This window comes from Arthrobacter sp. NPDC058130 (assembly GCF_042884475.1).
GTDB lineage: Bacteria > Actinomycetota > Actinomycetes > Actinomycetales > Micrococcaceae > Arthrobacter.
On record NZ_JBHVTV010000015.1, the window covers coordinates 101,140 to 122,268 of the forward strand.

The 21,129-nt window shown below is 65.7% G+C and carries 16 protein-coding genes and 1 tRNA gene; 8 read left to right on the top strand and 9 right to left on the bottom strand.

Features of this window, described 5'->3' with window-relative positions; all coding sequences use genetic code 11:
• Positions 1-26: 26 nt before the first annotated feature.
• The 5 genes from ACFVTM_RS20415 to speB all read right to left on the bottom strand — a co-directional run bounded on the left by ACFVTM_RS20415 (position 27) and on the right by speB (position 6,519).
• The gene (locus ACFVTM_RS20415; protein WP_390205843.1) at positions 27-785 is read right to left on the bottom strand and encodes an SDR family NAD(P)-dependent oxidoreductase; all 759 of its coding nucleotides are present in this window, start codon (positions 783-785) and stop codon (positions 27-29) included.
• 124 nt (positions 786-909) lie between these two features.
• Entirely contained in the window at positions 910-2,205 is a 1,296-nt protein-coding gene (locus tag ACFVTM_RS20420; RefSeq protein WP_390205844.1) for a D-arabinono-1,4-lactone oxidase, read from the bottom strand.
• A 28-nt stretch (positions 2,206-2,233) separates the two neighbouring features.
• Positions 2,234-3,748: an aminobutyraldehyde dehydrogenase gene (locus ACFVTM_RS20425; protein WP_390205845.1), complete on the bottom strand. Its 1,515-nt coding sequence runs from the start codon at positions 3,746-3,748 to the stop codon at positions 2,234-2,236.
• Positions 3,749-3,861: 113 nt separating this feature from the next.
• Entirely contained in the window at positions 3,862-5,415 is a 1,554-nt protein-coding gene (locus ACFVTM_RS20430; protein ID WP_390205847.1) for a purine-cytosine permease family protein, read from the bottom strand.
• 99 nt (positions 5,416-5,514) lie between these two features.
• Positions 5,515-6,519: an agmatinase gene (speB, locus tag ACFVTM_RS20435; RefSeq protein WP_390205848.1), complete on the bottom strand. Its 1,005-nt coding sequence runs from the start codon at positions 6,517-6,519 to the stop codon at positions 5,515-5,517.
• Between the two features lie 210 nt (positions 6,520-6,729).
• On the opposite strand from speB, the gene ACFVTM_RS20440 reads away from it, so the two are divergent.
• Both ACFVTM_RS20440 and ACFVTM_RS20445 read left to right on the top strand, forming a co-directional pair.
• Positions 6,730-8,277: a PucR family transcriptional regulator gene (locus ACFVTM_RS20440; protein WP_390205850.1), complete on the top strand. Its 1,548-nt coding sequence runs from the start codon at positions 6,730-6,732 to the stop codon at positions 8,275-8,277.
• Between the two features lie 126 nt (positions 8,278-8,403).
• Positions 8,404-9,261 carry a hypothetical protein gene (locus ACFVTM_RS20445; RefSeq protein ID WP_390205851.1) on the top strand — a complete coding sequence of 286 codons (858 nt, stop codon included), beginning with the start codon at positions 8,404-8,406 and terminating at the stop codon, positions 9,259-9,261.
• Between the two features lie 90 nt (positions 9,262-9,351).
• Here the strand turns inward: ACFVTM_RS20445 and ACFVTM_RS20450 are convergent.
• Both ACFVTM_RS20450 and ACFVTM_RS20455 read right to left on the bottom strand, forming a co-directional pair.
• Positions 9,352-9,428 (bottom strand) — tRNA-Thr (locus ACFVTM_RS20450).
• 196 nt (positions 9,429-9,624) lie between these two features.
• Positions 9,625-10,515 carry a DsbA family protein gene (locus tag ACFVTM_RS20455; protein ID WP_390205853.1) on the bottom strand — a complete coding sequence of 297 codons (891 nt, stop codon included), beginning with the start codon at positions 10,513-10,515 and terminating at the stop codon, positions 9,625-9,627.
• 183 nt (positions 10,516-10,698) lie between these two features.
• Here ACFVTM_RS20455 and ACFVTM_RS20460 point away from each other — a divergent pair, with 183 nt between their 5' ends.
• From ACFVTM_RS20460 to ACFVTM_RS20475, 4 genes are all read left to right on the top strand, one after another.
• Positions 10,699-12,213 (top strand): trehalose-6-phosphate synthase, encoded by a 1,515-nt coding sequence (locus ACFVTM_RS20460; protein WP_390205855.1) that lies wholly within the window; start codon positions 10,699-10,701, stop codon positions 12,211-12,213.
• Complete coding sequence (gene otsB / locus ACFVTM_RS20465; protein WP_390205856.1) at positions 12,203-13,057, top strand: trehalose-phosphatase; 855 nt, start codon at positions 12,203-12,205, stop codon at positions 13,055-13,057. Before ACFVTM_RS20460 ends, otsB begins: the two co-directional genes overlap by 11 nt.
• Positions 13,058-13,322: 265 nt before the next feature.
• Positions 13,323-14,405 carry an ABC transporter ATP-binding protein gene (locus ACFVTM_RS20470; RefSeq protein ID WP_018775851.1) on the top strand — a complete coding sequence of 361 codons (1,083 nt, stop codon included), beginning with the start codon at positions 13,323-13,325 and terminating at the stop codon, positions 14,403-14,405.
• 121 nt (positions 14,406-14,526) lie between these two features.
• On the top strand, positions 14,527-15,945 hold the full coding sequence (locus tag ACFVTM_RS20475; protein WP_390205859.1) for a DUF4032 domain-containing protein: 1,419 nt from the start codon (positions 14,527-14,529) through the stop codon (positions 15,943-15,945).
• A gap of 46 nt (positions 15,946-15,991) precedes the next feature.
• Here ACFVTM_RS20475 and ACFVTM_RS20480 read toward each other — a convergent pair whose 3' ends face one another.
• The gene (locus tag ACFVTM_RS20480) at positions 15,992-17,362 is read right to left on the bottom strand and encodes an FAD-binding oxidoreductase (protein ID WP_390205861.1); all 1,371 of its coding nucleotides are present in this window, start codon (positions 17,360-17,362) and stop codon (positions 15,992-15,994) included.
• A gap of 227 nt (positions 17,363-17,589) precedes the next feature.
• Between ACFVTM_RS20480 and ACFVTM_RS20485 the strand changes: the two genes are divergently transcribed.
• Together ACFVTM_RS20485 and ACFVTM_RS20490 are read left to right on the top strand one after the other, a co-directional pair.
• Positions 17,590-19,368, top strand: coding sequence for a glycoside hydrolase family 13 protein (locus tag ACFVTM_RS20485; protein ID WP_390205863.1), 1,779 nt, complete (start codon positions 17,590-17,592; stop codon positions 19,366-19,368).
• 3 nt (positions 19,369-19,371) lie between these two features.
• On the top strand, positions 19,372-20,406 hold the full coding sequence (locus ACFVTM_RS20490; protein WP_390205864.1) for a LacI family DNA-binding transcriptional regulator: 1,035 nt from the start codon (positions 19,372-19,374) through the stop codon (positions 20,404-20,406).
• Positions 20,407-20,496: 90 nt separating this feature from the next.
• Here the strand turns inward: ACFVTM_RS20490 and ACFVTM_RS20495 are convergent, their stop codons facing one another.
• Positions 20,497-21,003: an SRPBCC domain-containing protein gene (locus tag ACFVTM_RS20495; protein ID WP_390205865.1), complete on the bottom strand. Its 507-nt coding sequence runs from the start codon at positions 21,001-21,003 to the stop codon at positions 20,497-20,499.
• Positions 21,004-21,129: the final 126 nt, after the last annotated feature.

A 21,129-nucleotide genomic window follows, 5' to 3' on the forward strand; every position in this document is an offset into this window, starting at 1 on the left:
TTTCGCCTTTCAGTGCGTGTTGGAAGTCAATGTCCGAGTGGGAACGTGGTGGTTCGACCACCGTCGATAACAAGGTTTGTTCCCGTGACATATGAGGAATCGGGGCCCAGCAGCCACAGCGCCGCGGCTGCGATCTCCTCCGGCAGGGCGAACCGGCCCAGCGGTACGGACGCTTCGTCCCTGGCGCGTTCTTCTCCGTTCGCGAACTCGGCCGCCAGCATCGGGGTGTCTGTCGTGCCCGGGGACAGTGCGTTGACCCGGATCCCGGCCGGGGCAAGTTCGGCGGCCAAGGACCGCACCATCGACAGGACGCCGCCCTTGGTCGCGGTGTACGCGGAGTAGCCCGCCTGGCCGACCAGTGACAGCTCGCTGGCAGTGCAAACCAGAGATCCGCCGCCGTTGGATGAGAGCGTTCGCGCTGCTGCCCTGGCGAAGTGGAAGGTACCGGACAGGTTCACGCGGATCAGTCTCTGCCACAGCTCGTCTGAGGTTTCGGCGATGGGCGCAACACTGGAGATTCCTGCGGCGTTGAAGGCCCCGCTCAGCGGTCCGAGTTCGGCTTCCGCCCGGGCGAAGGCGTTATCGACTTGCTGGGACTCCGATACGTCGGCTTCGACGAAGATCACTGCGCCGGTCAGTTGGCGTTTTGCGTCATCGAGCAGACGGTCCGGGAGCGCCACTGCCGCAACCTTGGCCCCTTGCGCCAGCAGGGCCCGCGTGGTCGCGAGGCCGATGCCTGAGCTGGCTCCGGTGACAAGGTAGGTCTTGTCCTGAAAATGGCTCATGTCTTCTCTTCCCCATTTGTTGTAGCGGGTTGGCTTGTGGCCGGGCGGGCAGTATGCCCCCGGTCACGGTTCGGGGGCATACGCCGGAATTGCCTGGTTAGCCGGGAGTGCCTAGATTGCTGGTTTAGCCCACGAGGGCACGGGTGTGGTCGTTAAGGAACATGCCGCGGGGGTCGAATTCCCGGCGAACCTGGATGAAGGTGTCAAGCTCCGGGTAGAGGCGCTCGAGGCGGCTCCTTGTCATGAAGTGGATCTTTCCCCAGTGGGCACGCGGCTCGAATTCCTGCAGCACCGCGTCTGCATCCCGGAAGAAGGGCCAGTAGTCGGTCCCGGGTTCAGTGGTCAGCGTGATGACAGTGGTGTCGCGTCCTTGGAACTGGGACATGTAGCCTTCGTCGGCCTTCACCCAGCGGACCTCGACGGGGTACTTCTGGTCGGAATGCCTGGTGCGGATCAGGTCCTGGACAGCCTCGACGGCCTCCAGGCCGTGCTCGCTGGGAACGAAGTACTCGAGTTCATGGAACGGTGTGGTGAATCCGCCCGGATAGATTCGGTAGGACCGGTCCAGCCGGGCACCCTCCGTCGTGGCAATTTCACTCTCGTCCTGGATCTGGGCAATGTTGTACCGCTTGGTGTAGCTGCGGTTTGCCATGCCCTGTCCCGGCGAGCCGGGCAGGTCCAGGAGCTCGCAGGAGTCATCGTCCGGGCACCAGAGGAACGAGTAGTGCCGGTTCGCGTCGATGTCGGCCTGCCAGGTTGCCGCCGTCTCCGCCCACGTGGGATAGGTGATCTCCTCCTGCAGGTAGTAGCGGTCCTCGACCGCCAGTTCGACCTCGAGGAAAATTCCGAGCGTCCCCAAGGCGACCTGGGCGGCCCTGAGTTCGCGCAGCTGCCCTTCACCGATTTCGACGATTTCGCCGTAGCCGTTGATCAGCCGGACCCAGCGCAGGGCTGATGAGAAGCTGCCCAGGTTCTTTCCGGAGCCGTGCGTGCTGGTGGCGAGCGCCCCGGCGATCTGCTGCTTGTCAATGTCGCCCTGGTTGCCCAGCGCCAGCCCCTGCTCCCACAGCGGATCGCCAAAGGCGTTGATGGTGGTGCCGGCCAGGGCCCTCGCGCGGCGCCGCATGAGGTCGGTTCCGGTGATTCCCGAGAGCGCGGACATGTCCATCAGGACGCCGCCGGTCTGCACAAGCGGCGAGGACGAATGCCCTGAGCCGACGGCGCGGACGGGCAGGCCTTCGCGGATGGCGAACCGGACGGCGTCGAGCGCTTCCTGTTCGTTCCGCGGCCGGACGGTGAATGCCGGCGTGGCGCTCTGGTTGCCGCCCCAGTTGGTCCAGGTTACGTCTGTCCCGAAGGGAGAGGACGGGGTCGCGGCGCGCGCCGACGACGCCGAGTGGTGATGATTCGTGGTGGTCATTGCCGGGCTCCGATCCTGGTCTTAACGCTCATGCGCCGTGGTTGATCATGACGTGCTTGGTCCGGGAGTAATCGTCCAGGGCATACAGCGAGAGGTCGCGGCCGTAGCCGGATCCCTTGAATCCGCCCCACGGAACCTCGCAGGCCAGCACCAAGTGCGAATTGACCCAGACAGTGCCGAAATCGAGTCGCTTCGGCACACTGAGCGAGAGGCTCGAATCCCGCGTCCATACCGAGGCGGAAAGGCCATAGGGGCTCTCGTTTGCCCGGGTAACGGCCTCTTCGGTCGAGCTGAATGACTCGACGGTGACGACGGGGCCAAAGATCTCGTGGGTAGCAATATGCGCCCCGGCCGGTACGTTGCTGATCACTGTGGGTTCAATGTAGAAGCCGGGGCCGTCCAGTGCCGAACCGCCGATAGCCACCTGGAGACCGGCAGCCTTTGCCTCGGCAAGCGATTCCTTCACGCGTTCGAAGTGCGGGCGCGAAATCATGGGACCGATTTCGACGTCGTCCCCGGCGTCCGGGGCGCCGACGACGAGCGTGCCGACTTCCCGTACCAGGTGCTCGGTAAACTCCTCAGCCACGGATTCGTGGACCAGTACGCGGCAGGCGGCGCCGCAGTCCTGGCCGGCATTCCAGAAGCCGGCGTTCCGCACACCGGCGGCGGCCGCTCGGAGATCGGCGTCGGGGAAGACAACTACAGGGGCCTTGCCGCCGAGTTCCAGATGGACGCGCTTGACGGACCTGCCCGCGGTCTCTGCCACCGCCTGTCCGCTGACGACGCTCCCTGTCAACGCAATGAGGGCGACATCAGGGTGTTCGGCGAGCCGCTGCCCAACGGTTCGGCCTTGTCCGGTCACGATGTTGAGAATTCCATCGGGGATGCGTCCGGCCACCAGTTCTGCCAGCTTTAGCGTCGAGAGCGGGGTCTGTTCCGAAGGCTTGAGGACGATGCTGTTCCCGGCGGCCAGGATGGGCGCGATCTTCCACGCAGCCATCAGCAGCGGGTAGTTCCACGGGGTGATGACGCCGACGACGCCGACGGGTTCCCTGAGGATCACCGAGGTATGCCCGGTGGCGTAGTCGCCACCTGCCATGGACGTCAGCGTGCGGGAAGCCCCGGCCATGAACCGGAACGTGTCGATGGTGCTGGAGACATCGTCCTCCGCAACCGTTCGCGGTTTGCCGGTGTTGGCGGACTCGATGATTTCGAAGGCTTCGCGGTTGGCTTCAATGGTGTTGGCGATCAGGGTGAGCACCTCGGACCGTTCCTTCGGGGTCGTGGCGCCCCAGGACTTCTGGGCCGCCACGGCCGCCTCAACCGCATCGTCCACGTCCGAGGCTGTACCTGCCTGAACGGATGTGATGACCTGCTCTGTGGTGGGGTCGACGACGTCGATGAGCCGGGTGGAGGAACCGGCAACAAACGATCCATTTATGAAGTGCCCCGCCGGAGGCGAAACCGAAGGCAAAACGCTCTCGCTGCTTTGCTCAGTGGAAGAGCGGCGGACTGTGAACCGCTCGAGGTCAGTGAGTGTCATGATATTTGGCCTTTGCTTTCTGCGCCGGTCTCGGCGCCGGAGTTTGTGTGGGGAGGGCGGTACGCCCGGGGTGGCCATACCGCCCGTGACGGGCGCACCGCCCTCGGTGGGCGTTAGGCCCGAGGGGCCTCAATCAGTTCAGCTGCGAATGCAGGCGACTGAAAGGGGGCTGCCTCCGACTTCTTGCGGAACACCCGCGCCGCAAAGTAGTAAAGGGGTGCAACGACCACCAGGCCAACAATCCAGGAGACGTCCACGCCGTTCATCGCTGCGGCAATAGGGCCGGTGAACACCGCTGTTGCCGAGAACGGAACCTGGATCAGCGCGCCGGCAACATAGGCTCCGATCGCAACCCAGTTGAACCTTCCGTATACCCCGCCGTCGCGCTTGAAGAAGTCTTCAACCCTGTAATCGCCGTGCCGCAGGAGGTAGTAGTCCACCAGGTTGATGGCCGTCCAGGGAACCAGGACGTACATCAGGAAGGAGAGGAAGTTCGTGTAGAAGAAGATGAAATTGTCGCGGGCGAACAGCGCGATCAGGAGGGCCAGGGTGAAGATGAGGATCGCCGCAATGGTCCGGGTCTTGGCGTGGGGCAACCACGCCGGCCTGAACGTCTGCCCGATGGTGAGGGTGCACAGGACCCCGCAGTAGAGGTTCATGGCGTTCGACGCGGCAACGCCGAGGCAGAAGATTCCGATGATCACCATGGTCCATGGCCCGAGCATGGCTCCCAGGCTCCCCACTATTTCTACGGTGCTGCCATCGTTGATCAGTGCCAGGGCAAGCGTTCCCACCAAGGCACCCAACACCATCGGGAAGAGTGTTCCCAAGACGCAGCCCGAGTAGGATGCCCAGAACGCAGGGGCCGAGCCGGTGCCCTGAGGCATGTAGCGGGAGTAGTCCGAGACGTAGGGGGCGTAGGCGAGCTGCCAGAGGGCGGAGACGGAGATGGTGGCCATGAAGCCCACCCAGTTGAAGTTTCCCTGGTCCAGGAAGCTGGCCGGCAATCCGTGGACGGCCAGGATCCAGACGAAGGCCAGCACCAGCGCCAGACCGGCCACGATGCTCAAAACGCGGGCATAGGCGTGGATGAGCCGGTAGCCGAAGATGGTGGCAATGACGCTCAGGACGCCAATGACAATGATGCCTGTGTCAACACTGATGCCCGGGCTGACTGCGGCCAGTGCTTGACCGCCAAAGACGAGGTTCGCCGCAAAAAACCCGACGTACATGATCACCACGATCACAACGATCAGCAGAGCCCCGTAGGAACCGAATTGGCCCCGGGTCTGAATCATCTGCGCCACGCCCAGCTGCGGGCCTTGGGCCGAATGCAGTGCCATGAAGATGCCACCGACAAGGTTTCCAATGATGATTGCGACGATGGCGGGCACAAAGCTGAGCCCGAACACCGTGGTCGCCAGTCCCCCGGTCACGATGGTCATGATCATGATGTTGGAACCGAACCAGATGGTGAAAAGGTCCCGGGCTTTTCCGTGGCGTTCGTCGGCCGGGATGGGTTGAATGGTCTTGTCTTCGAGCCGGGGCACTTCGGCCGTGACGGCGTGAGTGGGATGAGTGCTCATGATGCGTTCCGGGAGTACATGGGGAACCTCTTTGTTCTGTCCCGGCGCTTCGTCGAGCACGGGATCTGTTGTATTAATCATTCGTGACATTCGTCACGGTGAACATCCGGCGATTGAATAGTTGCCGTAAACCTGTTCATACATATGTACAAATCAAGGGCGATACCCTGCCACTACGGCTCAAACGGTGGCGGTTTGCAGCTCTTGAGCGGCGTTGGCTGAGGCCTTGCTGCGGTTCACCATCAGGGCGAGGAGGTCGAAGACCAGGGTCGCGGCGGCGACTGTGGTGATGTCTGCGTGGTCGTAGGCCGGGGCGACCTCGACGACGTCGGCGCCCACGATGTTGATGCCGTCCAGTCCGCGGAGCAGCGCCAGCAACTCGCGGGAGTGGAGCCCGCCCATCTCGGGGGTGCCGGTGCCGGGTGCGTAGGACGGGTCGAGGACATCGATGTCGATGGAGACATAGACCGGGGTGTCGCCCAGCCGCTCCTTGACGCGCTGGATCGCGGCCGGAACTCCGATGACGTCCAGGTCCGAGCAGCGGATGATCTGGAAGCCGAACTCGTGGTCGCGGAGGAAGTCGTTGCGGTCATAGACAGGGCCGCGGATGCCCACGTGCATCGACCTGTCCTCGACGAGGAGGCCCTCTTCGAACGCCCGGCGGAAGATGGTTCCGTGCGTGACCGGCTGGTCGAAATAGGTGTCCCAGGTGTCCAGGTGTGCGTCGAAGTGAAGGAGTGCCACCGGGCCGTGGACCTTGTTCAATGCCCGCAGCATCGGGAGCGCGATGGTGTGGTCGCCGCCAATGGAGATGAGCCCCTTACCGGAGCCGGCGTCGCCCAGGAGCGGGAGGGCCTGCTCCTCGATCTCGCGGACTGCGCGGGAGATGTCGTACGGGGTGCAGGCGATGTCGCCGGCGTCTACAACTTGGGCCTCGTAGACGGGCTCGACGTCGAGCTCCGGGTGGTAGCCGGGGCGCAGGAGCCGCGACGCTTCACGGACAGCAGCCGGGCCGAAGCGGGCGCCGGGGCGGTAGGAGGTGCCGCCGTCGAACGGGACACCGACGATCGCGATATCGTAGTCCGGCACACGGTCGATCTGGGGAAGCCGGGCGAAGGTGCCCAGGCCCGCGTAGCGGGGGACTTTCGTTGCGTCGACGGGGCCGATTGGCTTGTGCGTAGTCATGACGGGGGGTCCTCCAGTTGCTGTGGTTTCAGCCGGCCTGGCAATGTTCTTTCCGAGCTGTGCTCCTGCGCCGGTTGAGGTCTATGCCTTAACTATTAGTGATCGGCGTCACGTGGCATATGCGTCGATTGACTACAAATAACCGAGGGGTTTATACATATGTATAAGTCGCTTTAGGGTGGCCTCCCGACTCGTGAACAGGACCCGCGCATGGCGATCACCGTGGCCGAGCTGCTGGCCGAACCGCAGCTGGGCCTGACCCTGCTGGCGGGTTCCGCCGGCCTGGGCAACCGGGTCTCGTGGGCCCACACCTCCGACCTCCCGCGCTTGTGGGAGTGGGTCACCGGCGGCGAGCTCATGATGACCAACGGGCTCTCCATCCCGGCGGATCCCGAGGGACAGGTTGCGCTTGCCGAGGCATTGGTCGACGCAGGTGCCAGCGCGCTGGCGATCGGCGAGCAGATGCATGCCCCAGAGCTTCTTCCCGAGTTCTTCGAAGTCTGCGACCACCTGCCGCTGCCGGTCATCAACATCCCGTACCCGCTTCCGTTCATCGCCATTGCACGTTCGGTCGCCGAATCGTCGTTGCTCGAGGAGTCCCGCAGACTGCGCCAGACGGCCCGCATCTATGACCTGCTGCGGCTCGCCGGGCCATCTGAGGGCAACTGGCTAAGCCTGGTCCAGGCCATCGAAGCCGAACTCGATGCCAGCCTCTTCGTGGTTGATCGGAGGTGCCTGCATGCCTGGCATCCCGGAGGCCAGGCATTGCCGCCGGACCTAAAGCAGCATCTTGAACCGCTGACCAGCGAGTTGCCGGTGGCCAGCAAGAAATTCCAGTGGCACCGCTTCGGGGACAGCCACCTGATGATGACGGACATCCCGACTCACGCAAACGCGCTTCTGGTGGTCCTACCGAAATCCGAGCCGCTCCCGGATGCTGTGGTGCTGCTACATGCGGCCACGGTCCTGGGACTGGAGCTGTCACGGACGGTGCTGTCCCTCGAGAACCAGCGCCGGCTGGGCGCGGAGTTCCTTTTGCAGGCCTTTGACGGGCGTCTGGGCATCGCCGAAATTGAAAGCCGGCTGCCGGAGTTCGGGATTTCGTCGCGGGAATTCCTCATCGTCTCCATGTCCAGCGACGACGGTGAGCGCCTGGCTGGAGTCCACGTTGATCTTTGGCGACACGGCTATGCAACGGCGTGCCAGCGCACATTTAATACATTGCATTTGGCCGTCTCCTCGGATTGTTCTGACGATCTGCTGCGGCATGCCGTCCCCTTGGACGTGAAGATCGGGATCAGCCGGCCGTCCGCGGCCGCTGGAGCGCAGAGGGCTCTTCAGGAATCGACATGGGCACTTGGGACGGCATCAAGCACCGGTGAGCGGCTGGTCCGCTATGCCGAGGGACCCTCGTGGCTGGGGCTGACCAGCTTTGAGGAAGGCAACGCACTGGTCCAGCGGCTCCTCGGACCTATTTTCGAGTACGAACAGGGAGAGCACGGAGACCTCATCCTCACGCTGAAGACGTTCCTTGACATGCAACGGTCCTGGCAGAAAACAGCGGCGGCCTTGTTCGCGCATCGGCAAACCATCATCTACCGCATCCGGAAGATCAGTGAGCTGACAGGCCTTGATATGTCCGAAACCTCCACGCTGGCGCAATTGTGGTTTGCCCTGCAGATCCATGAAGCCATGGATCTGCAGGGCAATCCACGGCATCCACCCACGGCCGGGGCCGGGCCGCACGCAGCGAACTAAAATGGGCCCATGGCCCTACGCCATACTTGTGGGATATTGCTGCTCACGGCAGTTGCTACGGGGGGCCTTTCGGTGCTCCCGCCCGCCGCCCACGCATCCCTCCAGGAGACAGCGCCCTGCGCGAAGTTGAGCGCACATCAGACCCGGTACAGCGCCGGCACCGCCACCAGGGTGGTCTTCGTGACGGCCGCTGACGCCTCGCAGAACACCGTGCTGATCACCGGCTGCGTCCGCGATGGCGACGGGTTTGTCCAGGAGTGGCAACAGACCGGCTTCATCGGCAGGAACGGATTCGCCCCGGAGGGGCAGTTGAGGGAGGGCCAGTCCCGCTCACCCACCGGCTCGTTCTCTGCCACCGAGGCCCTGGGCCGGGCGGATCCCGGCACCCGGCTGCTGTACCACACGGTCAATCGGCGATCCCGGTGGGGCGGACCGGGCAGTCCCACGTACAACAACTACGTGGAGGGCGGATCAACCGCCGACGAAAACCTCTGGTACTGGATGAACCAGGGCACCTATGAGCAGGCGGCCGTCATCAACTACAACCGCCTGCCGGATGCCATACCGGTCCCGGGCGCGGACTACGCAATCTTCTTCGGCGCCGGCAACCGGGTCTCGGCGGGGTGCGTCTCCACCACACTGGAAACCTCAACCCGGGTGGTGCAGACCCTCGTTCCCGGCGACCGCTTCATCATGGGAGCGGTGAGCGACGTCTTTCTGGCGGCCCCGCCTGCCGCTGCCACACCGCCCGCCGCCGCATCGGCTGCCGGCCGGGCCCCTGCTGCGTCCGCGCCGGCGTCGCCCCTGCCACGGTCCTCCCCGGCTCCAGCCTCGCCCTCGAGCCAAGGCGCGCCGGCGGCCGAAACCGGCGTCCCCGCGCCGGTCACGCTCGGGTTGGTGCTCGTAGTCGGCGGCGCCGCGGCGGTTGCGCTGTCCTTTGTGCTGCGGCGGCTCCGGAAGCGCGGGAACGGCCAGCGGTCCTGACCCGAACCGGGGAAAGCGCGCCGCGCCACCTCTTCAGGCACAAGAAAACCCCTCCGTATCCGGGCAAGATCGCCGGAACGGAGGGGTTCGTGGGGCCCCCTGTCGGATTCGAACCGACGACCCCCGCTTTACAAGAGCGGTGCTCTGGCCAACTGAGCTAAGGAGGCATTCCTTGCGCTTTCCGGCATCCGGCCAAAAAATGGCGCGGACGTCAGGACGCTAGACAAGGTTAGCCCACCGACGCCCGGTAGGAAAAACCGTGGGAGAAACGCAACCCCCGGCCACGGACAGACGGCCAAAACGAAGGCCCGGCCCAGGAATACTCCGGGGCCGGGCCTTCAACGGCAAGCGTGCCGTGGACGGTTACTTCTTGGCGTCGACTGCGGCCTGCAGGTACTGGTCAAACGGAGTCTGGGCGCTGTCGCCGACGCCCCACTGCTTGCCTTCGACGAACACGGTTGGTGTGCCGGTCACGCCGATCACCGCGGCCTCCTGTGTGGTGTGCTTGACCCACGGGCGGTACGTCTTGTCATCGATGCACTGGTCGATGCTCTTGGCCCCGACGTCGGTGGCCAACTTCTTCAGCTCAGTGTCGGAGAGACCCGCGCTGCCTTCCGCCGGCTGCTTCGCGAACAGCGCATCGACGAAGTCCGAGTACTTCTCCGGGGATTCGTTGACCACGCAGGCTGCGGCGTTGGCTGCGCGCGAGGAGTAGTTGGTCGTGGACCGGCTGTCCAGGAAGCCAAGCGGGCGGTACTCCACCGTGATCTTGCCTTCATTGCGCAACTTGGTGAGCGTCTCGTTGTACTGCGCCTCGAAGTTCTTGCAGACGGGGCAGATGAAGTCGATGTAGAGGACCACCTTGACGGGTTTGCCGGCCTCCGCCTCGGCGCCCGGGGCCGTGACCGTTGCCGGCGGCGTGGCCGGGGCTGCCGGGAGGTCGGACAGCTTCACGGTTGCGGGATCGCTCTTGACAACCTCCGTGTTCGCCAGGAGCGTTACGCCGCCGTGGATGTTGCCGTTGGCCGGGGTGGGTCCCTCGTCGGCAACCGGGGCGTTGTTCTTGATGTTGGTGGTGACCACAAGCGCCACGATCACAATGATGGCCACGACGGCGGCAACAATGCCCCAGCCGATCAGCAGCTTGTTGCGCTTCTCTTTCTTCAGCTGCGCCTCACGGATCTCACGGGCTTTCTCACGCGCCGCGGCAGTGCGCTCTGCCTTAGACTGTCGGGGTTCGTTTGCGGGGCTCATTGGTTCCTCGGGTCGTTCGGCCAGGGACGGTCCACTCAGTGGCAACTTCATCATTTTAGGGGAGAAACCCGAGAACTTGCGCTTTCAACTTTCCCCTCCGCCCTGCCCAACGGACGAATAGCCCGGAAGATTCCGGGCCGCTAGGGTTGATGGAGAGCCACGAGCGGACCCCAGGGGGCACCAATGGAAGCAACGGACAAAGCCGGCGACGGCGAGAAAAGCACCACTGAAGCGGCACGGACGGCCACCGACGGAGCGGCAGCAAGGGGCGGGGATCAGTTCGACTTCATGGTGGTGTCCAACCGGCTCCCGGTTGACCGCTGCTCCGCGGACGAGGCCGGCTGCGAGGACGGCTGGCGCCGCTCCCCCGGCGGTCTCGTGACAGCGCTGGCCCCGATGATGACCAAGACCGACGGCGCCTGGGTGGGCTGGCACGGCGCCCCCGACGAGACGGTCAAGCCCTTCAGCCACGGCGGCATTGACCTGATCCCGGTCCAGCTGAGCTCGGACGACATCGAACTTTTCTACGAGGGCTTTTCCAACGCCACCTTGTGGCCGCTCTACCACGACGTCATCGCCCCGCCGGAGTTCCACCGCACCTGGTGGGACTCCTACCGGAAGGTCAACCGGAGGTTCGCCGACGCCGTCATCCGCCATGCGGCCCAGGGCGCCACCGTCTGGGTGCAGGACTACCAGCTCCAGCTGGTTCCGAAGCTGCTCCGGGAGGCCCGGCCAGACCTGAAGATCGGCTTCTTCAACCACATCCCCTTCCCGCCGCCGGAAATCTTCGCCCAGCTCCCGTGGCGCCGTGCCATCATCGACGGCCTGCTGGGCGCGGACCTGGTGGGCTTCCAGCGCAGCAGCGACGCCGGAAACTTCATGCGCTCGGCCCGGCGCTTCCTGGGCGCCAGCGTCAAGCAGCAGCAGGTCCATGTCCGGGGCGCCGACGGCGAAACCACCCACATCGCCCGGGCCCAGGCATTCCCCATCTCCATTGACGTCAAGCAGATCAGCGAGCTGGCGAAGGATCCGGTCGTCGTTGAGCGCGCGCAGCAGATCCGCCGGGACCTCGGCAACCCCAAGACCATCCTGCTCGGCGTCGACCGCCTCGACTACACCAAGGGCATCCGTCACCGCCTCAAGGCCTACGAGGAACTGCTGCAGGACGGCAAGCTCACCGTGGAGGATGCGACCCTGATCCAGGTGGCAAGCCCCAGCCGGGAACGCGTGGAACAGTATCGCCTGCTCCGCGAGGAGGTCGAGGGCACGGTGGGCCACATCAACGGCACTTTCGACACCATGCAGAACACGGCCGTCCGTTACCTGCACCACAGCTACCCCATCGAGGAGATGGTGTCGCTGTACCTGGCCGCGGACGTCATGCTCGTCACCGCCTTGCGCGACGGCATGAACCTGGTGGCCAAGGAATACGTCACGGCCCGGACGGAAAACGACGGCGCGTTGGTGCTCAGCGAGTTTGCCGGCGCCGCCGACCAGCTCAAACAGGCGCTGCTGATGAACCCGCACGACATCGACGGCCTCAAGGACACCGTCATGAAGGCCGTCCACATGGCGCCCGCCGAGGCGTCCCGACGCATGCGGGCCATGCGCAAGCAGATTCTGGACCACGACGTCGACCTCTGGTCCTCCGACTTCCTGGCCGCCCTTGCCGAAAAGGTTATTCGCGATGACTCCTGACGCCACCGGTACTGACAATTCAGGCGCCAACGATCCCGACACCCACGATTCAGGCACGGCCCGGCTCTCGCTCAGCCCCGAGCTGCTGGCCGCCGTGCGCCGCGTCGCCGGCACCGAGCACCTGCTCGTGGCGATGGACTTCGACGGCACCATGTCACCCCTCGTGGACCATGCGGCCGATGCCCGCGCACTCCCGCGCTCCGCGGCCGCCTTCGCGGCGCTGGCGGAACTTCCCGAAACCACGACGGCGCTCATCTCCGGCCGCGCGCTGGACAGCCTGCGGGCCGTCGCCTCCCCGCCGGAAGAGACGCTGCTGATCGGCAGCCACGGCGCAGAGGTCTGGATGGGGCCGGGCTCCTCGCAGCTCATGCTCGACGATGCCCAGCGCGAACTGTTGGCCGAGGTCCGCAAGGAACTCGAGGGGATCGTGGAGCAGGCGCCCGGGACCCTCCTGGAGGACAAGCCGGCCGGCGTCGTCCTGCACACGCGGCTCGCGGCAGCCGACGTCGCCGAGGACGCCGTCGCCGCGGCGCGGGCGGTCCTGCAGGACCGGCGCGGCGTCTTCCTGAAGACCGGACACCGGGTCCTGGAAACGTCCGTAGTCAACGCCTCCAAGGGAGAGGGCATTTCCTTCCTGCGGCAGGCCACCGGGGCCACAGCCGTGGTTTTCGCCGGGGACGACACCACCGACGAGGACGCCCTCGCCAGCCTTGTCCCGGGCGATCTGGGCGTCAAGGTGGGGCTCGATTTCACCCAGGCCGAGTTCCGGGTGGAGGCGCCGGTCCACATCTGCGAACTGCTCGAGGCCCTCCTGCGGGAGCGCAAACGCGCCCTGGATCACTGAAAGCCGTTACCGGGAAACGCAGCCGGCAGCCCCCGAGTGGGCAGCATCACCTGTGACATCCGTAACATTTTGGCCCAAATGCCAAAAATCTGACATACTCTGTTTGTGATGTGGCGCACAGCTACCGTGCGGTGTCACTGGATACTCCTCGGCTTCGGCCGAGGAGTATGCGCATGAAAACCCACAATTAAATTAACAACTGCATAAAAAGACCATTCACTACGGATCGTCCGGCACGTACCTGCCGGTGAAGGGATTGATAACTGTGGCTACAGTTACTTTTGACAACGCAACACGTCTGTACCCGGGCACCGAAAAGCCCGCTGTTGACAAGCTCAACATTGATATCGCCGATGGCGAATTCCTGGTCCTCGTTGGACCCTCCGGCTGCGGAAAGTCGACCTCCCTGCGTATGCTCGCAGGTCTTGAGGACGTCAACTCCGGCCGCATCCTCATTGGTGACCGTGACGTTACGGACGTTCCGCCGAAGGATCGCGACATCGCCATGGTGTTCCAGAACTACGCCCTGTACCCGCACATGACTGTCGCGGACAACATGGGCTTCGCACTGAAGATCGCCGGCGTCAGCAAGGAAGAGCGCGCCGAGCGGGTCCGTGAAGCTGCCAAGCTGCTCGACCTCGAACCGTACCTGGACCGCAAGCCGAAGGCCCTCTCGGGCGGCCAGCGCCAGCGTGTTGCCATGGGCCGCGCCATTGTGCGTAACCCGCAGGTCTTCCTCATGGATGAACCGCTGTCCAACCTTGATGCCAAGCTGCGCGTCCAGACCCGCACCCAGATCGCGTCCCTGACCCGCCGCCTCGGCGTCACCACGGTCTACGTGACCCACGACCAGGTCGAGGCCATGACCATGGGCGACCGCGTCGCCGTGCTGAAGGACGGCCTGCTGATGCAGGTCGACACCCCGCGCAACCTCTACGACAAGCCGAAGAACGTCTTCGTGGCCGGCTTCATCGGCTCCCCCGCCATGAACCTGCTGGAACTCCCCGTCGTCGACGGCGGCGTGCAGTTCGGCGGCACCGTCTACCCGGTACCGCGCGACGTCCTCGAAGAGGCCCACGGCCAGACCGTGACCCTCGGCTCCCGCCCGGAAGACCTTGAGACTGTTGCCCAGGGTGAAGGCCTCCAGGTCGAGGTCGACGTCGTCGAGGAACTCGGCGCCGACGCCTACGTCTACGGCCACACGACGCTGGACGGCCAGAGCCACGACATCGTGGCACGTGTCGACGGCCGCCGCCCTCCGATGAAGGGTGAGTCCATCTGGGTCCGCCCGCAGTCGGGCCACGTGCACCTGTTCGACACCAAGACCGGCCTGCGCCTCGGCGACTGAGCCCACGGTGTAGCCCGACGGCGGTCCTCCCCAGCGGAGGGCCGCCGTCGGGCTTTAACTGCCCAGCTTTAGGCGGGGCCTGCAAAATACGGAAGAATTGATTCATGACCGAGGAAACCCTATGACCGAGGAATACAGTGCCCAGTGGCACGACGAGCCCACCGACTACGGTCAGATCGGGAAATTGCCCCGGCAGGAAGCCGCCAGCGCCAATGACGACAAGATCTCGCTGGTCTCCAGTTCGCTGAGTATCACGGCTGCCGCCACCGAGCCCGAGCTCCTGGACCTGCCCTGGCACATTGCCCTCGAGGACTGGCCCGCCGAGTATTTGGCGGCCCTTCCGCGCGGCATCTCGCGGCACATCGTGCGCTTCGCCCACCTCGGCGGCTCGGTCATCGCCATCAAGGAAACCTCGGAACACGTGGCCCGCCACGAGTACCACATGCTCCGCAAGCTCGCCCGGCTGGACGTTCCCGGCGTGGAGCCCGTCGCCGTCATTACCGGGCGAACCACACCCGACGGCCGGCCGCTGAATCCCGTGCTGGTCACCCGGCACCTGAAATTCTCCATGCCCTACCGCGCGCTCTTCTCCCAGATGCTGCGCAAGGACACCCTGACCCGGCTCATCGACGCCCAGGCGCTGCTGCTGGTCCGGCTGCACCTGATCGGCTTCTACTGGGGCGACGTCTCGCTTTCCAACACGTTGTTCCGCCGCGACGCCGGCGCGTTCGCCGCCTACCTCGTGGATGCCGAGACCGGCGAGCTGTACCCGGATTTGTCCACCGGCCAGCGCGAGTACGACCTCGAAATCGCCCGGGTCAACATCGCCGGGGAACTCATGGACCTGCTCGACGGTGGCCTGATCGAGGAGAAGGTGGACCCGGTGGCCACCAGCGAGCTCATCATGGACAGCTACCGGCGGTTGTGGACCGAGCTGACGGCCAAGGAGTCGTTTGAAATCGGCGAACGCTGGCGCGTGGCCGCCCGCATCCGGCGGCTCAACGAGCTGGGGTTCGACGTCGAGGAATACGCGATCAAGACCACGCAGAACGGCTCCACCATCCAGCTCCAGCCGAAGGTGGTCGACGCCGGGCACCACCAGCGCCGGCTGCTGCGCCTGACCGGCCTGGACGCCCAGGAGAACCAGGCCCGCCGGCTCCTGAACGACATGGACTCGTTCCGGGCGGACAACAACCCGGGCATGGACGAGGAATACAGCGCGCACCTCTGGGTCAGCCAGATCTTCGAACCGATTGTGCGCGCCATCCCCCGCGACCTCTCCGGCAAGCTCGAGCCGGCCGAAGCGGTGCACGAGGTCCTGGAGCACCGCTGGTACATCTCCGAGAAGGAGAACCGGCACATCCCCCTGGCCGAGGCCGTCCAGTCCTACATTGACAACGAGCTCCGCCACCGGCGGGATGAGGCTGCCATCATGCTCAACCCGGACACAGGGCTGCTCAAGATCCTTGAGGTGGAGACCGAGCAATCACGGTACGGCGCCGACGAATCGATCGACGAATACCCGGACTCCGACGACTAAACTGCGGCCGGGCGTGTTATGGCACGCCCGGGCTAAATCGAGCTGGCTAAATCGCCTTGCCGGGGTTCAGGATCCCGGCCGGGTCGAACAGCTCCTTGATCCGGCGCTGCAGTTCGCGCACCGGTTCCTTCTGCTCCAAGCCCAGCCACCGCAGCTTGTACTGGCCGATCCCGTGTTCACCCGTAATGGTGCCGCCCATGGCCAGCGCCACGGCAATGGACCTGTCCAGGGCGGCGCCGAGGCGCTCCATGGCATCGGGGTCCACGGTGTTGTCCACCCGGTCGATCCAGAAGGTGGGGTGCAGGTTTCCGTCGCCGGCATGGGCCACGACCTTGAGCTGGACCCGGTGCTCCGCCGCGATGGCCTCCAGTTCGGCCACGTAATCCACCAGCCGGGAGCGCGGCACGGCCACGTCCTCCCCTACCCGGTATTCGTCGTCCACTTCGGTTCCGCGGCTGTTGCGCCGCAACTCGACAAGGTGTTCCGCCTCGGCGTTGGCCTCCATGGTCACAACCGCTCCCCCGGCCGCGAGGACCGGGCGGATGGCCGCGGCCTCGGCCGCTGCGCCGAAGCCGTCGGTCTGGATCAACAGCAGGGACGCTCCCCGGGCGGCCAGGTCTGAGCCGTGGATGTCGTCCAGCTGGGCGAGCGAGCCGCCGTCGAGCAGTTCCATGATGGCCGGCTGCACGCGGGCCTGGCCGACGGCGAGGACGCCGGCCGCGGCGCTGCGGAAGTCCGGGTAGAAGGCGGCGATGGTGTGTACGTCGCGCGGCACGTATTTCAGCCGCACGGTTACACCGACAACGATCCCCAGGGTCCCCTCCGAGCCGACGAACAGCCCCGTGAGGTCGTAGCCGGCGACGCCCTTGAAGGTCTGGTGACCGGTGTGGATGAGCGAGCCGTCCGCGAGTACGACGTCGAGAGCCAGGACCGAGTCACGGGTCACCCCGTACTTCGCGCACCGCAGCCCGCCCGCGTTGGTGGCCACGTTGCCGCCGATGGTGGACATCTTGAAGCTCGCCGGATCCGGGGCGAACATCAGTCCGTGCACGGCCGCGGCGGCGTTGAGGTCAGCGTTGATGACACCCGGTTCCACGACGGCGGTCTCGTCATCCGGATTGAGGTCCAGGATGCGGTTCATCCCCTCGAGCGTGAGCACAACGCAGCCCTCGCTCGCGTGCGCGCCGCCGGAGACGCCGGTACCGGCCCCGCGCGCCACCAGGGCGACGCCGCGGGCGGCACAGGTACGCACCGCTGCCTGCACGTCGGCCACCGAGTCGGCGCGGACCACGGCCAGCGGGAGCTGATAGTCCAGTACGGGAGCCTGGTCCACGGCGTAGGCGGCCAGGGTAGTGGCGTCCACGGCAATTTTGGCCGGGCCCAGGGAAGAGGTCAGCTCATCGATGATGCTGCGCATGCGGTCTCCAGTTCGGTCGAAATCCGCTCCCAGTCTACGGCTGTGGGGACTGGCGCCCGGGTCCCGGCCGCCCAATCCGAAGTCCCCCACGCTGTCGGTGAATTGCCTCGGAACTGCAAGCGCTTCCAAGTATCGTGGAGATAGTCCAATCGCTGGCCGATATTCCTCGGCCGAAAATGACTGGAAGCGTTTTCATTTTCCGGCACCCGAGCCTTACGATTGCCGTCATGTCCGTTGATTCAGTTCTCTTCTCCCCCGCCGAGCTGGCCGGCCCCCTGACGGGTCCGCTGACGCCTGTGCACCCCACAGACCACATTCCCGGGTGGTGGCGCTCCGCTGTCATCTACCAGGTCTACCCGCGCTCGTTCCGGGACCTGAACGGCGACGGCATCGGCGATCTTGCCGGCATTACCGCCGAGCTGCCCCGCCTTGCGGAACTGGACATCGACGCCGTCTGGCTCTCCCCGTTCTACCGGTCCCCGCAGCGTGACGCCGGCTACGACGTCAGTGACTACTGCGACGTCGATCCCCTGTTCGGCACGCTGCAGGATTTCGACGCCATGACGGCCGAGGCCTCCCGGCTGGGGCTGCGGTTGATCGTGGACCTCGTGCCCAACCACTGCTCGGACCAGCACCCTGCGTTCCAGGCCGCGCTGACCGCGCCTGCCGGCAGCCCGGAGCGGGACATGTTCATCTTCCGCGACGGCCGGGGAGCCTTCGGTGAGGAACCGCCGAACAACTGGCAATCCCACTTTGGCGGTTCCGCCTGGAGCCGGATCACCGAACCGGACGGCGCCCCGGGCCAGTGGTACCTGCACCTCTTCGACTCCTCGCAGCCGGATTTCAACTGGGACAACCCCGCCGTCCATGACGAATTCGAGCGGGTCCTGCGCTTCTGGCTGGACCGCGGAGTCGCAGGCTTCCGGGTGGACGTGGCGCACGCCCTCGTGAAGGCCCCCGGCCTGCCCGAGTGGGGCGGCCGCGCCGACGGCAGCAGTTCCGACGGCTTCCCCGGCAGCGCTGCCCCGATGTTTGGCCAGCCGGCCCTCCATGACATCTACCGCCGGTGGCGGCGGATTCTCGCCGAGTACGGTCCCGACCGGATCCTCTGTGCCGAGGCCAACGTGGACCCGCTCCCCCGGCTGGCCGACTGGGTGCGTCCGGACGAGATGCACCAGGCCTTCAACTTCCCTTATCTGCATGCCGGCCTGGACGTGCACCGGATGCGCCACATCGTCACGGAGTCGCTGACCGCGCTGGACGCCGTCGGCGCTCCCAGCACCTGGGTGCTCTCCAACCACGACGTCGTCCGCCACGCCACCCGCTTTGGGTATAGCGGCCAAGCGCCGCGCGACGGCGACGGAATCGGCACCGGCGATCCGCAGCCGGACGAGGACCTCGGACGGTCCCGGGCCGCCGCGGCGTCCCTGTTCATGCTGGGGCTGCCCGGCGGGGCTTACCTCTACCAGGGTGAAGAGCTCGGCCTCCCGGACGGGATCGACATCCCGGACACCCGGCGCCAGGATCCCACGTTCGCCCGGACCGGCGGCGCCCGGCTGGGCCGCGACGGTTGCCGTGTCCCGCTGCCTTGGCGGGCAGGGGAACCAAACGCCGGATTCGGCCACGGGCAGGATCCCTGGCTGCCCCAGCCGGAGAGCTTCGTGCGCCTGGCGCGGGACGTGCAGTCCGCTTCGCCGTCGTCGCATTTGAGCCTCTACAAGCGCATGCTGGAGCTGCGCCGTCGGCTGGAACTGGGCCGTGGCTCGCTGTCCTGGTACGAGGACCTCTGCACGGACTCGAGCCTGGCTTTCCTCAACGGCTCCACGCTGGTGCTCTTGAACGTCGGATCTGAACCCCTGGCGCTGCCCGCCGGGCGGGTGCTGCTGCGCAGCTCAACGCCCCCTGATGCCGGCTACGAGGCGGTCGACATGGCCGGCGCGGGCGATCCGTTAAGCTCGGGAGAGACTGTTTGGCTGGAAATCTACATCGAGGACGCGGAGGGCTAAGGCATGTCCGGCATCAAGGACGTCGCGGAACGGGCAGGCCTCTCCATCGCCACTGTTTCCCGCGCCTTGAGCGGCAAGGGCAACGTCTCTCCACGCAGCCGGGAGCGTGCCCGGTCCGCCGCCGCCGAGCTCGGCTTCGTGGTGTCCTACCAGGCCTCCAGCCTGGCCTCGGGGCGGAACCACAATGTTGGCCTTGTGGTCCCTTCGATCCACCGGTGGTTCTTTTCCTCGGTGGTCGAGGGCGTCTCGGCAACCCTGCTGGACGCCGGCTACGACCTCACGCTGTACAACGTCAGCGAGGGGCAGGAGCGCCGGCACAGCGTGCTGAACGACTTCCTGCTGCGCAAACGCGTGGATGCCGTGATCGCGGTGTCCCTGGAGCTCTCTGAAGCCGAGATCGACCAGCTGCTGGCCATCCACCGCCCGATCGTGGGGATCGGCGGCCCGCTGCCCGGCGCATCGACCATCCGCATCAACGACGCCGGGATCGCGGAAGCCGCGGCACGCCACCTTATCCAGCTTGGCCACAGCAAGATCGCCCACATGACCGGCGACGCCGCCTACGACCAGGATTTCCGCCTGCCAGGGACCCGCCAGGCGGGATTCAAAAAGGCCATGCGGGACGCCGGACTGCAAATCCGGCCGGAATGGCAGGTCTCCGCCGATTTCACCATCCAGGGCGCCTACGCCACCGCCCGCGGGCTGCTCGGCAGTTCGCCGGAGCGGCCCACGGCCGTTTTTGCCGCCTCGGACGAGATGGCGATCGGCACCATCCTCGCTGCCCGGGATTTCGGCCTGCGGGTTCCGCAGGACCTATCCGTCATCGGCATTGACGGCCATGAGCTGGGTGAAGTCTTTGGACTGACCACGATCGATCAGGATGCGCGGGGCCAGGGAGCCCTGGCCGTGAGGCGCCTGTTGGCCAGGCTTGAGGGCACCGCTGACGCAGAGGCCGCGCACACCGAATACCCCACGCGCTTTGTGATCCGGTCCAGCACTGCTGTTCCGGCCATAGAACAGGGACCCCTGCGGGCCTAGATGTACGGCCAGGCCTACACGGGCTGCCTTTGGCTCCGGACCACCCACAGGCGCCTCCGCGGACGCCAGCCTTTCCTGCCAGCAGGCAGCTCAGACGTCCGGGCTGCCTGCGCCGGCGCCGCCCATGAACCGAACGAACCGGTCCAGGACGCCGGGCCAGCCGGCCGCATAGTCAGCCCGGGCCGCGGCGGGGTCCTCCGCGCCTTCCCAACCGCTGTGAACGAGGCGAAGCTCTGTTCCCTCGGCTACCGCTTTGAATGCCACGCGCAGTTCGGTGGACCACATGGCCGTCGTGCCCGGGTGCCAGCTCGCATGGAAGGACAGCGGCGGCTGCCAGTCGTCAATCGACCCCCAGACGGCCGTCCTGCCGTCATCCGCGGTCTCCAGGATCAGGTTCTCCTCGAACTCGACGTAGGAGCCGACGCCATAGACGCCGTGGTCCTCGAGCGGCCACCAGAGGTGCGTGTGTTCGGTGAAGCCCATGAACGCCCGGGCAACGGCGCCAGGGACCACGACGCTGACGACGACGGGGTCCAGTTCGTCCGCCGCAGCGGGTTCAGGCGCACCGGACGGAGCATGGCTGAAGAGGTTATCCATAGGCAACAACTCTACCCGCGCCATCCGGTCATCCTGTTTTGTGGGTTAAATGCGGGAGGACCCCCAACCTGTGGTTGGGGGTCCTCGACCTGAATGGTGTTCCGGCGGTGACCTACTCTCCCACAC